The sequence below is a fragment of the Rhodocytophaga rosea genome, from assembly GCF_010119975.1.
In the GTDB taxonomy this organism is placed as follows: Bacteria; Bacteroidota; Bacteroidia; order Cytophagales; family 172606-1; genus Rhodocytophaga; species Rhodocytophaga rosea.
This window is the reverse complement of record NZ_CP048222.1, coordinates 5,744,850-5,760,089: the sequence shown is the minus strand read 5'-3', so window position 1 is coordinate 5,760,089 and position 15,240 is coordinate 5,744,850. Positions and strand designations below refer to the sequence as shown.

13 protein-coding genes are annotated in these 15,240 nt (G+C 39.2%); 7 read left to right on the top strand and 6 right to left on the bottom strand.

Annotation, left to right across the window (positions count from 1 at the left end; translation table 11 throughout):
- Window positions 1-118 precede the first annotated feature (118 nt).
- The 4 genes from creD to uvrB all read left to right on the top strand — a co-directional run bounded on the left by creD (window position 119) and on the right by uvrB (window position 5,474).
- Entirely contained in the window at window positions 119-1,549 is a 1,431-nt protein-coding gene (gene creD, locus GXP67_RS23830; RefSeq protein WP_162445434.1) for a cell envelope integrity protein CreD, read from the top strand.
- Between the two features lie 27 nt (window positions 1,550-1,576).
- Entirely contained in the window at window positions 1,577-2,380 is an 804-nt protein-coding gene (locus GXP67_RS23825) for a hypothetical protein (protein ID WP_162445433.1), read from the top strand.
- A gap of 258 nt (window positions 2,381-2,638) precedes the next feature.
- A complete protein-coding gene (locus GXP67_RS23820; protein WP_162445432.1) occupies window positions 2,639-3,379 on the top strand; it encodes a hypothetical protein in 741 nt (246 codons plus the stop codon).
- A gap of 73 nt (window positions 3,380-3,452) precedes the next feature.
- Window positions 3,453-5,474, top strand: a complete 2,022-nt coding sequence (uvrB, locus tag GXP67_RS23815; protein ID WP_162445431.1) for an excinuclease ABC subunit UvrB — start codon at window positions 3,453-3,455, stop codon at window positions 5,472-5,474.
- Between the two features lie 117 nt (window positions 5,475-5,591).
- Here uvrB and GXP67_RS23810 read toward each other — a convergent pair whose 3' ends face one another.
- Together GXP67_RS23810 and GXP67_RS23805 are read right to left on the bottom strand one after the other, a co-directional pair.
- A complete protein-coding gene (locus tag GXP67_RS23810) occupies window positions 5,592-6,392 on the bottom strand; it encodes a hypothetical protein (protein ID WP_162445430.1) in 801 nt (266 codons plus the stop codon).
- Between the two features lie 473 nt (window positions 6,393-6,865).
- A protein-coding gene (locus tag GXP67_RS23805; protein WP_232064550.1) for an IS3 family transposase occupies window positions 6,866-7,997 on the bottom strand; the annotation gives its coding sequence in 2 pieces (ribosomal slippage) (window positions 6,866-7,724 and window positions 7,723-7,997; 1,134 coding nt in all).
- Between the two features lie 78 nt (window positions 7,998-8,075).
- On the opposite strand from GXP67_RS23805, the gene GXP67_RS23800 reads away from it, so the two are divergent.
- Complete coding sequence (locus GXP67_RS23800; RefSeq protein ID WP_162448040.1) at window positions 8,076-9,023, top strand: 1-phosphofructokinase family hexose kinase; 948 nt, start codon at window positions 8,076-8,078, stop codon at window positions 9,021-9,023.
- A gap of 170 nt (window positions 9,024-9,193) precedes the next feature.
- Here GXP67_RS23800 and GXP67_RS23795 read toward each other — a convergent pair whose 3' ends face one another.
- The 4 genes from GXP67_RS23795 to GXP67_RS23780 all read right to left on the bottom strand — a co-directional run bounded on the left by GXP67_RS23795 (window position 9,194) and on the right by GXP67_RS23780 (window position 12,615).
- A complete protein-coding gene (locus GXP67_RS23795; protein ID WP_162445429.1) occupies window positions 9,194-9,868 on the bottom strand; it encodes a DUF4142 domain-containing protein in 675 nt (224 codons plus the stop codon).
- Between the two features lie 319 nt (window positions 9,869-10,187).
- Window positions 10,188-10,655, bottom strand: coding sequence for a c-type cytochrome (locus GXP67_RS23790; protein ID WP_162445428.1), 468 nt, complete (start codon window positions 10,653-10,655; stop codon window positions 10,188-10,190).
- 109 nt (window positions 10,656-10,764) lie between these two features.
- Window positions 10,765-12,150, bottom strand: a complete 1,386-nt coding sequence (locus tag GXP67_RS23785) for a DUF418 domain-containing protein (protein WP_162445427.1) — start codon at window positions 12,148-12,150, stop codon at window positions 10,765-10,767.
- A 291-nt stretch (window positions 12,151-12,441) separates the two neighbouring features.
- Entirely contained in the window at window positions 12,442-12,615 is a 174-nt protein-coding gene (locus tag GXP67_RS23780) for a hypothetical protein (protein WP_162441258.1), read from the bottom strand.
- Window positions 12,616-12,820: 205 nt separating this feature from the next.
- Between GXP67_RS23780 and GXP67_RS23775 the strand changes: the two genes are divergently transcribed.
- Together GXP67_RS23775 and GXP67_RS23770 are read left to right on the top strand one after the other, a co-directional pair.
- On the top strand, window positions 12,821-13,528 hold the full coding sequence (locus GXP67_RS23775) for a TetR/AcrR family transcriptional regulator (protein ID WP_162445426.1): 708 nt from the start codon (window positions 12,821-12,823) through the stop codon (window positions 13,526-13,528).
- The gene (locus GXP67_RS23770) at window positions 13,512-15,221 is read left to right on the top strand and encodes a peptidase domain-containing ABC transporter (protein WP_162445425.1); all 1,710 of its coding nucleotides are present in this window, start codon (window positions 13,512-13,514) and stop codon (window positions 15,219-15,221) included. The genes GXP67_RS23775 and GXP67_RS23770 overlap by 17 nt, the downstream gene beginning before the upstream one ends.
- Window positions 15,222-15,240: the final 19 nt, after the last annotated feature.

Genomic DNA, 15,240 nt, shown 5'->3' with positions numbered 1-15,240 from the left:
CCAAATCCATACATCAATCAAGCTTTTTAGACAAGTAGCCTATCTACATGCATGATATTGTTCATGACTCAATCAATTCCAAACTTTATTTTTAACAGAATACTTCTATTTTTTCTTTATGCAACCGGTACTAGAAAAACCCTCCATTTTTGAACGGTTCAATAACTGGGCACGAACGTCCATTACCTTAAAGCTCATATCCATTGGCATTCTCATTCTGATTCTGCTCATTCCTTCTTCCATGCTCACTTCTCTCATTTATGAACGGGAACGCTACCGGGATGATGCGATTGATGAAGTAAGCGGCAAATGGGGTGACAGCCAGACAATCGGCGGCCCGGTATTAACAATCCCTTATGAAGTAGTGTTGGAAGATGCCAAAGGCAAAGTTTCAACTATTACTGAATATGCTCATTTTTTACCTGAAGATCTTGTTATTAATGGCCGCATACAACCTGAAGTGCGCAAACGGGGAATTTATGAGGTAGTGCTGTACAATACGCAACTGGAAGCAAAAGGACATTTCAGTTACCCTAAATATGGGGAGCTTAAAATACCCAAAGAAAAACTCCAACTGCAGGATGCCTTTATTTCCATTGGTATTCCGGATATGCGAGGCATCAAAGAAAAAGTAGCCTTACAATGGAACGACAGCACCTATTACTTTAATCCTGGTATTGTAACCAAAGATGTGTTTGCTTCGGGCATTAGCTTGCCACTCAATCTGGATGAAAAAGATAAATATACCTTTAGTTTCAAGCTTAACCTGAATGGCAGTAAGGATTTACACTTTTTACCAGTTGGCAAAGAAACTACAGTCAATTTACATTCTAACTGGAATAATCCGAGTTTTATCGGAGCTTTTTTACCCGACAACCGGCAAGTGAATACAGATGGATTTACAGCCCAATGGAAAGTGCTGCACCTGAATCGGAATTTTTCACAGCAATGGAAAGGCACCTCTGCGAATTTCAAAACCCAGCCAAACCGCAATAATGAGTATGAGGAGTATACCGATTATGCCGTAACATCAGTGAGCAGTTCAGATGTGGAAAGTGCAGCTTTTGGCGTAAAATTGCTCTTACCCATTGATGAATACCAGAAAACCATGCGGTCGGCCAAATACAATATTATGTTTATATTTATTACCTTCCTGGCGTTTTTCTTTGTGGAAGTGCTCAATAAAAAGCGCATCCATCCCATTCAATACTTACTGGTCGGATTTGCCATTACGCTATTTTACATTCTGTTGCTCTCTATTTCCGAACATGTGGGCTTTAATCTGGCTTACCTAATCAGTTGTATCTGTATTCTGCTGCTCATTACTTTTTATGCCAAGAGTGTGTTAAAAAGCAACAAGCTTACCTACCTGGTGAGTGGCATTCTGGTTGTTCTATATGGATTCTTCTATTCTTTACTCCAGTTACAAGACTATGCTTTACTGCTTGGAAGCATTGGCCTACTGTTAATCCTGGCCGTTGTGATGTACTTATCAAAAGACATTGACTGGTATAATATCAATGCGGTGAAGCAGGAAAAAGCGGAGTAAAAACCTTTTCATTTAATTTTTAACCATATGTCAATTACTTACAACAGAACAGTAAAAAGTACAACTAAATTATCAATCCTTTTATTATTAGTCAGTTTGATTGGATGTGACAAGGAGAAGGATTCTATACCTACAGGTATCTATTTAAAAAGAGTGATTTATCATCAGAATGCTGATCAAATCAGATATTACCATTATAATAACTCAGGCCGTCTTTCTAGCAGGGAATATAAGTTTGATAATACCACAATTGACAAGTTTGATTATCAGTATGATAATAATTTGGTTGATAGAATTAATTACTATACAATTCAAAGTAATACTGATCATACACTTATTCAAAAAAATTATGTAGAGTATGACTATGAAGCGAATAAGATCGTAAAATCCACCCTGCTTCCTGAAAATAGCGTTGTTACATACGTTTATGATTTGAATAATAGGGTAATTCAAGTGAATAAGGCATCATCCATCGTTAAATATGAATATGATAATCTAGGGAATATCAAAAAGGCTACTCATTTCAATGATGGCATAGAAGAAGCAAAAAGCTGTTACGAATATGATGATAAGAAAAATCCATTCTTTAGAGTCGATCCTATACATGAGAAGTATACGGAAATAGATTTGATTGGCTACGCATGTCCTAATAATCTAATAAAGTATACCTATATACAAGCAAACCTTGATACACTGATGAATAGTGAATATATTTTCAAGTATGACAATAACAAAATGCCTGTAGAATCTTATGAAATTTATACTTCCAAGAGCAATGGGTATGACCGTGATACAATGAATCTTAGGTTATATGAATATGAAATACAATAATTGCAAATGCATAAAATGCACAAGCAAAAGTCCTTCTGCTGAGACATAGGCCTGCTATTGACGCTGGCCGTTGTAATGTATTGATTAAAAGATATCGACTGGTATAATATCAATGATATTGAGCAGGAAGAGACAGCATAGAATCAGGTAAAGGAATGTAAATTCAGTATGGAGATACGCCTGTAATATTGTATCTTACGGATTATAAAGTAATCTTCACTTATCACTTTATAATCCGGTTTCACATTCCTTTTCACTATGCAAACCACTCTTCTCCGACTAATTCTATTTCTCATTTTCTGCTTCCTGACTTGCCCGCAAGTATACGCCCAGCGGCAAATGCAGGATGTATTGTACCTGAAAAACGGAAGCATATTGCGGGGCAAATTGACTGAGTTGAATGCAGATACCATTAAGATCGAAATTACTGGTGGAAATATATTTGTTTTTCCTGCCTTAGAGGCAAAGGGAGTTACCAAAGAAAAACCTGTCATTGCTTACAAACAAACCGGTTACCGGTTTACCTTAGAGAATGGTCTATTAATTGGCCGTACGCCCAAAGGAAATTCTATAGGTGCAAACCAGCGTACAGTTAGTTATAGCTTGCAAATGGTAAATAGCCTGCAATTGCGCCCGGAATTAGCCATTGGGGCCGGAGTTGGTATTGACGCCTATAACTCTTATACCATAACACCCGTGTATTTACGCCTGCATGGCACTTTATTCAACAAACCAATTTCTCCTTTGTACATGCTCGATGCCGGATATGGATTTTATAGCCATATTTTCAATTCGGCAGATAATTCGGAAGGCGGCCTGATGGTGAATCCTGCAATTGGGGTAAGTTTGCGAATGGGCAGAAGAAGTGCCTTTATCGTAAATGTCGGCTACCGGCATCAGGAGGTTCGCAGAATTACCAGTTTTGGCACTCCCGGAGAAGGCATCATCGAAAAATCTACATTTAAAAGAGTATCCATCCGAGCAGGTTTTATATTCTGATCAGACTAACTTTTCCCATCTTTTTGGTGTTATACAATACACATTCAACCTAATCTAAAGCACTTTTTCCTGCATGAGTTTCAATATCACTTCAGAATATGTGCCCACCGGCGACCAGCCGCAAGCCATAAACCAATTAGTTCGTGGCCTTAATGAAGGTGAGCCATCACAAACCTTATTAGGCGTAACCGGTTCAGGCAAAACATTTACCATCGCCAATGTGATTCAGCAGGTACAGAAACCAACTCTGGTATTGAGTCACAATAAAACCCTGGCCGCCCAGTTGTACGGCGAGTTTAAACAATTCTTTCCGGATAATGCCGTAGAGTATTTCATCTCGTATTACGATTATTATCAGCCGGAAGCCTACATTGCTACCACCAATACCTATATCGAAAAAGACCTTTCCATCAATGAAGAAATCGAAAAACTCCGCTTGAGCGCTACTTCCTCCCTTATGTCGGGCCGGAGAGACGTAATTGTAGTGGCTTCTGTTTCGTGTATTTATGGTATTGGCAATCCGGAAGAGTTTGGCAAAAACGTGATCCGCATTTCACAAGGCGATGTTGTCAGCCGGAACCGTTTTCTGTTTTCCCTGGTCGATATTTTATACAGCCGTACCGAAATGGAATTCAAGCGCGGGAATTTCCGGGTAAAAGGTGATACTGTAGATATTTTTATAGCGTATGCCGATTTTGCTTACCGTGTTTTCTTTTTCGGCGACGAAATTGAAGCCATTCAGCGTATCGACCCGGCTACCGGCAAAAAACTAGGCGAAGAAAAAACGGTTACTATTTATCCGGCCAACCTGTTTGTAACCGGAAAAGATGTGTTACATACGGCCATCCGTGAAATTCAGGATGATCTGGTATCGCAAATTAAGCTATTTGAGCACGAAGGCCGTTACCTGGAATCCAACCGGATTAAAGAACGCACTGAATTCGATATGGAAATGATGCGGGAACTGGGCTATTGTTCCGGTATTGAAAATTATTCCCGTTACTTTGACCGTCGTTTACCAGGAGCCCGGCCATTCTGCCTGCTCGATTATTTTCCTGACGATTATTTATTAGTAATTGACGAAAGCCATGTTACCCTTCCGCAGATCAGGGCCATGTGGGGCGGTGACCGTTCCAGAAAAGTAAATCTAGTGGATTTTGGGTTCCGTTTGCCTTCTGCCCTGGATAACCGGCCGTTAACATTTAATGAATTTGAAGACCTCACCAATCAGGTAATTTATGTAAGCGCTACTCCCGGCGACTATGAACTGCGTCGTTCTGAAGGCGTGGTCGTAGAACAGATTATCCGCCCTACCGGCTTGATTGATCCTGAAATAGAAGTACGTCCGAGTCTCAACCAGATTGATGACCTGCTGGATGAAATAGAAGAACGGATTAAATTGAGCGAACGGGTACTGGTCACTACGCTTACCAAACGGATGGCCGAAGAGTTAAGCAAATACCTGGATAAACTTAATATCAAGAGCCGCTATATTCACTCGGAAGTAAAAACCCTGGACCGGGTTGAAATTCTGCGGGAATTGCGCCTGGGTGTGATCGATGTACTGGTAGGCGTAAACTTGCTGCGGGAAGGTCTGGATTTACCAGAAGTTTCCCTGGTGGCTATTATGGATGCCGATAAAGAAGGATTTCTCCGGGATAACCGGTCGCTGATCCAGACCATTGGACGGGCAGCGAGGAACGACAGAGGCAAAGTAATTATGTATGCTGATAGAATTACCGGTTCTATGCGGGGAGCTATTGATGAAACCTACCGTCGCCGGCAAATTCAGCAGGAACATAATGAGGCGAATAACATTACGCCTAAAACAGTACTGAAATCAAAAGATGCCATTATGAACCAGACCAGGGTCGCTGATTCCAACAAAGTGATGAAAAATTACTATGTGGAACCAGAGGAACACAGCGTAGCCGCCGATCCGGTAGTAGCTTATATGAACAAAGAACAACTGGAGAAACTGATTCAAAAAACGCAGAAATCGATGGAGAAAGCCGCCAAAGAACTTGATTTTATGGAGGCAGCCCGTCTGCGGGATGAATTGATGGATCTCAAGAAAATGCACCAGAACAGATAATAGCTAAACTATGTAAGTGCTAAATACCTACTTAAATCTAACAAACAGGCCATACTTTAGATCTGGCCTGTTTTGTTTAGCAATAGACAACTCTTCAAAATAATTTCACTATAAAACTCAAGATAAAGATGTAAGAAAGCTATGTCGGAATGCTTCTACTCCTTTACGTAACATTAATTGCCGTTGTTCTTTACTCAACTCCACCGAAGTTGGAGGGCTCCAGGGGGTATTATTGGCATCGAGAATATAAAGCCGGCCATCTTCCTTATTCCGGATCATATCAAGTTCCCCATATTGCAAACCAATTTTCTGACAGAAAAGCCTGATGTTTTCCAGCTCTTCTTTCGATAACAAATCTGTGGGATCAACTACTGAAACCCGGACAACTTTTGTAAAACGTGTATCAGGCTGCTTATATCGAATGACCAGAAAAGGAATAATAGAGCCGAAAATAGGTATCCGGTAATCTGCAACCAGCTTATCAGCTGTTTCAAAGCTTAATAATTTCTGGTAAATGTACTCAGGTTCTATATGTTTAATTGGGCATTGGATGATCTTTCCATCATGTTTGGCATTTAAATCATTCTTCTGCACACAAACTCCCTGATGTGTGGTGGGATCTACAAACGAACTGTAACCAAATATTTCCTGAAATACTGCCTCCACTCGTTTTTTACTTATGTCATGGCAATTGTAATTAATTATAGGATAGCGTTTACTTAATTCCTTCAACAATGGATATTCATTACGGAAGGTTATATCTTCCCAATTAAATACCATATCAAATTTCTGATGTGGATTATTGGTAATATTATAGTCCAGCGACTTAATAATCTTAAATATTTCAGTTTCCCAGAGAGGAAGTTGTGGGTAAAATAAAATGGTTTTGTGGCTGAATCCATTTTTTAAGTACAGCAAAGCGTACCTTGATAAAAAATAAAGCTCCCTTTGAAGCACCTTGTGTTGAGGGGTGTAGACGTAGTCGTTGACAATCATAAAAGTAAAGTTTGCAGCGTGTTTGTAATAGAAACCTGAATAGAATAGATAGGATAATTCTTACTCCTTAATACCCTATTAGTGTAGATTGTAAAGGAATGTAAGCCAAAAGTTTATAACAAATTTTTTAAGCGAAATAAGTTAAATTTAGTCACTAAGCAAAAATAGAAAGTAGACATTAAGTGTACAGTCACTAATATAATACAATGTTATGTCTATTGCATAACCGTATTAAATTTACTGTAATTAAAAATTTTAGAAGCTGATTGAAAAATAGTAATCTAATTTACAAATCATATTTTTGTTAAACAAAACATTTATTGATCCATGCAATCTGAGGTGTACCCTGATGTTCGGACAGCAATCGGTGAGAAATAAGATGGATAAGTTTCTCACTATATTTGCACTTTTCCTGTGTTGGTCTGAAAATATACCTGAGCAGGAGTAAGGTAATCTAACGACTGATGTGGCCGCTGATAGTTATAGCGGGTAAAGTATTGATCGATACCCGACCAAAGTTCCTTTCCATTAATGGGAGCACATAAATATACGTATTCATATTTAACATTGCGCCACAATCGTTCAATAAAAACATTATCTAAAGCTCTACCTCTGCCATCCATAGAAATACGAATGTCTCTAGTTGATAACTTATCAGTAAAAGCCGTAGCTGTAAACTGCGATCCCTGATCTGAGTTGAAAATCTGTGGCTTTCCGTATTGAAAAGAGCTTTCTAATGCATCCAGACAAAAATCTACTTCTAATGAGTTGCTTAACTGCCAGGCTAATACAAACCTAGAGTACCAATCCATGACGGCTACTAAATACATGAATCCTTTGGCCATTGGGATATAAGTGATATCTGTACTCCATACCTGATTGACTTGCTTTATTTTTACTCCTCTCAACAGGTAGGGATAAATTTTATGTGTCGGATTTGCTTTACTCAAGTTTGGCTTAGGATAAACTGCTTCTAACCCCATTGTCCTAAGCAATCTGGAAACTCTCTTATGATTTACCTGATAACCTTTCTGTCCTAGAAACCACTGCATTCGCCGAATGCCATAATAGGGAGTGTCCATGTACTGTTCGTCTAACAGACGCATTAGCAATAGGTTTTCCTCACTTTCTTCGCAAGGTCGGTAATAATATCCCGAACGATGTAAGCCCAGCAGTTCACACTGCCTTGCGATACTGAGACCGGAATGGGTCGGATCTATTAGCAATCGTTTCTGAGAATTATCCCACACCTGATTTTTTTTTAAGCCAGTCAAGTTCTACCTGTAACTGGCCAATCTGCTGGTATAGTCGGTCTAACAATGATTGCTGATTTTCTTTTTTCCCTTTGGTTTCTTCTTTAAAGACTTCCATCCCCTCTTGCAAAAGTTGCTTTTTCCAAAGACCTATTTGGGTAGAATGTACTCCGAACTTTGCTGTCAGCTCACTTATCGTTTGTCTTTCTTTAACAGCCTCTAAAGCTACTTTGAACTTAAACTCGGCTGAGTAGCGCTTGCGTTTGTTTTCCATTAGTTGTATTTTTCAAATAGTTAAGTTATTAGTTTCCATCTTAACTATCTGTCCCATTTTTGGGGTACACTATAATCTATTGTAACGCTCACCCTGAATCCGGCCATAGATAAAAGTACTATCGTCGACCGTATTGCGCCCGAACATAAACTCCGTTGTGAAACACCAAAGTTTGAAGCCGGGGGTGGTGGTATAAATGTTTCCCGGGCCATCCGGAAATTAGGAGGAGAATCACTGGCCATATTCCCGGCCGGAGGTCATACCGGGATGTTGCTGCAAAGTTTGCTGGAAAACGAAGGGGTACATTGTAGTTCTGTTCCTGTAGCCAACTGGACCAGGGAAAACTTTATTGTAGTCGAATCATCTTCTAATCACCAGTTCAGGTTTGGAATGCCCGGCCCTAGATTAAGTGAGTCAGAAGGGCAGGCTTGTCTGGATATACTTACCAGTATTCATCCGAAACCAGATTACATTGTAGCCAGCGGAAGTCTTCCTCTGGGATTACCTATAGATTTTTTCGCACGTATTGCACGGATATCCAAAAGCATTGGTGCCCGCTTTATTCTGGATACTTCCGGAGAACCACTGGCTTTGGCTGCCAATGAAGGAGTATACTTGCTAAAACCTAATCTGGGTGAACTCAGCAAACTTGCCGGCGTAGAAAGTATAGAGACAGATGGCGTAGAAAAATATGCCCGAAGTATTATTGCGAGAGGAAATTGCGAAGTAGTAGCCGTCTCTTTGGGGCCTGGCGGTGCTATGCTGGTGACGAAAGAAAAAACTATGCATGTGCCTGCACCCACTGTACGCAAACGGAGCACCGTTGGAGCCGGGGATAGTATGGTAGCAGGGATGGTATTGAGTCTGGCCAGAGGACGTTCGTTGGAAGAAATGATCCGTTTTGGCGTAGCCTGCGGAACAGCTGCCACTATGAATGTCGGTACGGAGTTATGCAAACGTGCTGATGCCGAATATCTGTATGAATGGATTACCAATTATGGAATGCCCAAAGCAATAAATTATTGATAAAAAGCATGATCTGATTATTATCATTTGTTATTTGCAAACAATTGTATAATCACCTCATATTAACTTTAACCAAGATTATTAGCAGAAACCGTATCAGAATCAGATTATAAAAAAGCCCCAATAAATTGGGGCTTTTTACTATTTACAATAATAATAAAATCTTAATACTAGTTATCTGCTTTTCTATCAGTTTCTTTAGCTACTTCTTCTCCTGAATCTGCCATTTCAGCATGCATACGCAGGGTAGGCAATGTTTTAGCAGCGAAAGCTTTTACTTCTGCATCTATATCATCAGAATTTGATGCTTTTTCAAACAGTTTTACGTCTTTTTCATGGTCTGTATCCATCATTTCCATGTATTCTTCATCGAATTCAGTACCAGATAACTTGGCAAGTTTATCGAGTTTGTCCTGATGTTTTTTACTTACCATTGAAGGCAGCGTGATATTTTTCTTAGCTGCCAGGGCTTTCAATTCATCATTGGCTTTTGAATGGTCTTTTACCATAGTTTCTGCAAAGCTTTTTACGTTAGCTGCAGAAGCTTTTTGGGCAGCCAGTTTACCAGCTTCTACTTCAAACATACCTCCATCTGCTGCTTTCATAGCGAAGTCAGCAGCATCCTCGAATGAATCATCATCTACAGAGGCATCGGCATTATCTGCTGTAGTACCAGCATTAGTAGTATTATCTTCTATGGCATCTTCTGTTGCTTCGTTAGATTCTTCTGCTGTTTCCATAGCATCTGAATTCGCATCATTGTTTGATTTCTGTCCAGAATCACAGGCAGCAAAAGCAAAGCTGAGCGCAATAGCAAAGAAACTATTTAACATTATCTTTTTCATGGTCTTAAATTTTAGGTTAGGTTAAGGTTCAGTTTTTAAGTATTTGAATCCGAAGATTGTATACGAGGGATAAATAAAAGGGTTATCTATTTTTTTGAGAGTTTCAATAGGAAAACGCACAAAGGCCTCTCATATACCATAGAAAAAAGCCTGAAATAAGCGTTCTGCTTAAGAACATTTTATTTCCGCTAAATAAAATTGCAGCAAAGCAAACCCATTCTGTTTAAAACCACAGCATGGGTTTGTTGGTATAGAATAAGCTAGATCAGAGATAAGCAGCAATGGCAATAAATTTTAAAGCTGTTTGAGCATAGGCAGGCTATTTTTGCTCATTTTTGGCAATGTAAGCCAGAATAGATTGGATCTGTTCGTTCGAATAGTCATAATTGGGCATTGGCACCTTATTGTATTTATTGAACAGCTCAACTGCATATTTATCACCGCTTGCAATAACTTTTTGCGAATTCTTAATCCAGGGAATCAGCCATTCCTGCGGCCTTCTTTCATTGATACCAGCCAGACCAGGTCCGATTAATGTTACCGTGTTTAAATTATGGCACACTTTGCAATTTTCTGTATACAATTTTTCACCCACTGCCAATGCCGGATCGGCTAGTTGTGAGGCTGAAGAATCTGCCGGTGCAGGAGTTACAGAAGGTGTTACAATAGTTTTTTCTTTAGTAGGTGTGCTTTCAATATTACTCTTAGGCTCAGAATTACAGGAAATCATTAATACTGGGAATGCAACGAATACCAATACATACGATGGCAGTTTTTTTATTTTCATATAATTATATTATAGTTGACTCCCAGTAAAATATTTCAAAAGCCCAAGTAAATATTAAAATGTGGTTGCGTTCCAAAAAATCAATGCCATCATACCTTCATAAGAAATTTTACGCTAAAGCAGTGGCCTGCGTTTCCTTCTTCAGGAAAATCTGCTTTCGGCCATAAGTCAGGCTACGCCACACCCATTCAAACGGACCAAAATGAAAATAACGCAGCCATATATTGCTAAAAATGACCTGAAAAATCCATATAATGGCCATCACTTCATAATATTGAAAGCGTTCTAATTTTCCGAATAGTGCAAAACCATAGCCATAAAACAGGGTACCGCAAATGATAGATTGCATCAGGTAATTAGTAAAAGCCATTTGCCCGACCGGAGCCATTATACTGAATAACCAGTTAAATACCCCAGACCGGTACATTACCAGTAAAAGTGACAAATGCCCCATTGTATGGAATAATCGCCGGATTTCGTAATAATTGAAGTACCAGGTATCCGTATATTTAATCCTATCAAATTTTATGTCTACTGCATACCTCAGGCTCATATAGTTAAGGATTAATCCGATTCCATAGCCAACAAGAGCCATGATCACATATAACCGGATTGATGATTCACCGGTAAGATATCCTGTTTTAAATAAGATCATGCCCAGAAACATTAACAGCAGAATATCCCATATGTTAATTAGGTAAAATCCGGTTGTTTCTAACTTGATATTTAACTCTTTGTATATGCTGAATATTTTGGAATAGCTCCCGGTTTGAATATCCTTATTCAATTTGGCACTTTCTTTTCTGATCGATTCAATAGAAGCTTTTTTAACAAATCCTTGCCACTCTTCGAGGTGTTTTTTCTGTTCATCAGTGAGCTTCGTTTTCTTTTTCTCTAGTTGCTCGGCTTCCCGTCCTTTGGCAAACATTTCCTTGCGGTCGAACAAAGGTTTATTTTCCCGGAAAATAGTGATGGCTAGTACCACTCCGAAAACTAGAAAAAGTTGTTTAACAGACAGGTTCCGGAACGGAAAAATCAACATCCCACATAAGGCATATGGATACAAGATATCTCCAGGCCAAAGCAATACGAATGCATTAAAAAGGCCAAACGCCAGCAGCCAGAGCAATCGCCTGTAGTAAATATCAGCCGGCATAAGGCCTTTGTTGTTGCGTTCCAGCCGGAAGATCAGTAATAAACATCCTGCCCCAAACAGAATAGAAAACAAGCCCCGCATCGTTCCTTCAAATAATCCATTTACGACCCACCAAGTATAGTAATTAGGTCCACTGAATTCGTTCATAATGGCCAGATTAAAGGATTGTAATTCAGATGCTGCAAAAAAAGGAATATTCATAAGTAATATTCCCAGCAGGGCAATTCCCCGGATTGAGTCCAGCAACAGCAAGCGGTCATTATTTTTAAGAGGAGCACCAGTTGAAAAAGCGATTTCCTGCTTGTTCTCAGCAGAATCTTCAATAGAAAAAGTAGCCATAAACAGAAGGGATATAGTTATTTAATAAAAAACTATTCTATCAAGCTGGCAAAAAAAGAGATGATCGACCTGGGAAATGGCAAAGTGGCGGATAAGGAAAGCTATCGATTAATATATTATGATACAAGCGATTAGCTATATAAATTTAATTCATCAGGGCTTTGTAACAAGTGTATCATTCAGCCTGTACAGTGGCTTGAAATGGCTATTATATTTGAATTTTAACCCCACACGTATAGTTTGTTTATACTTCCAGGCAATAGCTATTCATTATTGGTAAATTCTATTACTTTATTGAGAAAGGGTATCCTTTCGAAGGCTGTCTACCTGCTGCTCTATCCGTTCAGGTTGCTGTTTTTTTGCGCCGGGGAAAGTAGTTTTAGAAAAAATATCTATGGTAAAATAGATCATCACCGCAATAAACAGCGCACTTAAAATCAGAAATATTTTTTTAGACCTGGTCATTAGAGAAAGAGGCGATACAGTGTGCAAAGATACAGCCTGCTACATTATTTACATATCTGTTACAAAGATTCTAACAATTCATATAAATCATAGTTAAATAACGATGTAAGATTGTAAAGCAAATTTTTATAATAGTATTACTATCATTAATAGAAGTTTTATTATCTTTGCAAAGCCAAAAAAAAAATTTACATACCACACGCAAATGAGCGCAACCATAAAAATAGAGTTAAATGAAAAATTATATCTCCGTGACCCTGAGCAGACGGAACTAGGCAGAAATATTATATCCGAAAGTATAAGTATGATAGATGAGATAGGTTTTGAGCAATTTACATTTAAAAAACTGGCAGCTAAGCTCAATTCAACGGAAGCTTCTGTTTACAGGTATTTTGAGAACAAGCATAAGCTGCTCATCTATTTAATTTCCTGGTACTGGGTCTGGCTTGATTATAAGATCACGTTCTGCACCAATAACATCAGCGATCCTGAAGAGAAACTCCGGATCTTTATTAAAATTATTTCCAGGACAAATACCGGCTTAGACACATTTACCCATATTAATGAAGAAGCCCTATACCGGATCGTGATTGCAGAATCTTCGAAGGCGTATTTAACAAAAGATGTTGATCAGGATAACAAAGAAGGTTTCTTCAAAGAATATAAATCGGTGTGCAAGAAAGTGGGAAACATTATTTTACAAATCAATTCTTCTTATCCTTATCCGGTTGCTCTGGCAAGTACCTTATTTGAAGCAGGTAAAAAACAGATATTTTTTGCCCAGCACCTTACCTCTTTAACCGAAGCCAGCATCCGCAACGATGACTATTCGAGCATTACTGCTTTTTTAGAACACCTGGCTTTTTCGGCAATTTTTAATCCTAAATTTTATAGCAATGGCATCAAACACTAATAATACGCCTTTAGGCAAACTCTTCGCCTTGCTGAACTCTCTGCGAAGAGAGATATGGTATATTATGATATATGCTTCTATTGCAGGAATTATCAGCTTATCCTTACCACTGGGTATTCAAAGTATGATTGGCTTTGTTTCCAGCGGACAGGTATCTACTTCGGTGGTTGTGCTCATCGCTTTTATTCTGATCGGCATTATGGTAACCGGCGGACTAACCATAATGCAACTCTATCTGGTAGAACATATTCAGCAAAAACTATATGCCAGCACAGCTTTTGAGTTTGCACACAGGGTCCCAAAAATGCGTCTTGAATCACTGATGGGCACTAACCCTCCGGAACTGATGAACCGCTTTTTTGATATCATCAGCCTCCAGAAAGGAATTGCCAAGATGCTGATAGATTTTTCTGCCGCCTTACTACAGATTATTTTCGGATTAATTCTGCTTTCGTTTTATCATCCGTATTTTATTTTCTTCGGCATTTTCCTGGTAGCAATACTGATTCTGGTGATCCGGTTTACAGGTCCCCAGGGGTTAAAAAGCAGTTTAACTGAATCTAAATACAAATACCAGATGGCCAACTGGCTACAGCAAATGGCAAAATCCATCCGTTCATTTAAGATTATGGGTAATTCAAGCCTTGGTCTTAGCAAAACAGATTATTTTGTAAGCCAATACCTGCAGGCACGTAAAGAACATTTCAAGGTACTGGTTACACAATATCTCAGTTTTGTAGGATTTAAAACCTTTATTACCGGCGGATTACTGGTTCTGGGCTGTATCCTGGTAATTAACCAGGAGATAAATATCGGCCAGTTTGTAGCCTCCGAGATCATTATCATCTTAATGATGGCGGCTGTAGAAAAGCTGCTTGTTAAACTCGATGTGGTATACGATGTACTCACCAGCCTTGAAAAACTCGACCAGGTACGGCAGGTGCCCCTAGAAGAAGAAAGAAACATTACCCTGGATCATTTGCCAGCTGGTCAGCATGTTTCTATCGAGCTCAAAAACCTTTCTTACCGCTCTAAAGGCAGCCGGCACTACGACCTGCATAACCTAAATTTACAAATTTCTCCAGGCAATAAGATTAGCATTTCAGGTACAGATACGTCTGGTAAAATGGCACTGATACAGATTCTGCTTGGTTTATTACAGGAGTATGAAGGAGTGGTAGCCATCAATACGATTTCCATGCGCGATATAAACCGGGAAAGTTTACATGAATACACAGCCAACAACTCTGAAGAATCCCTGTTCGATGGCACCTTACTGGAAAACATTCAGATGAACCGCAGCAACATTTCCCTGCATGACGTGATATGGGCGCTCGATATGGCTGGGCTTACTGAATATGTGCAGGAATTACCAAACGGACTGGAAACCTATCTGTCCGGAGGAGGCGCCTGGTTGCCTGAAAGTATTGTACAACAATTGATTCTGGCCCGCATTATTGCTGAAAAACCACGGCTGCTCATTCTCGACAACCTGCTTGATAAAGCAGAAAGAAAATTAAGAAAACAAGTACTGGGTCGGTTAACTGGCAATGAATTCAATAGTACGATTATTTTCTTCTCCAACGACCCGGATATTCTATCCTTATGCGATCAGATATTTGTTATGAAGGATGGTGTACTTAGCAATCAGACAATACCCGAAGCGGACGAACTTACAACAATCAAAATTTGAAACAAACCAGTTCTCTGCA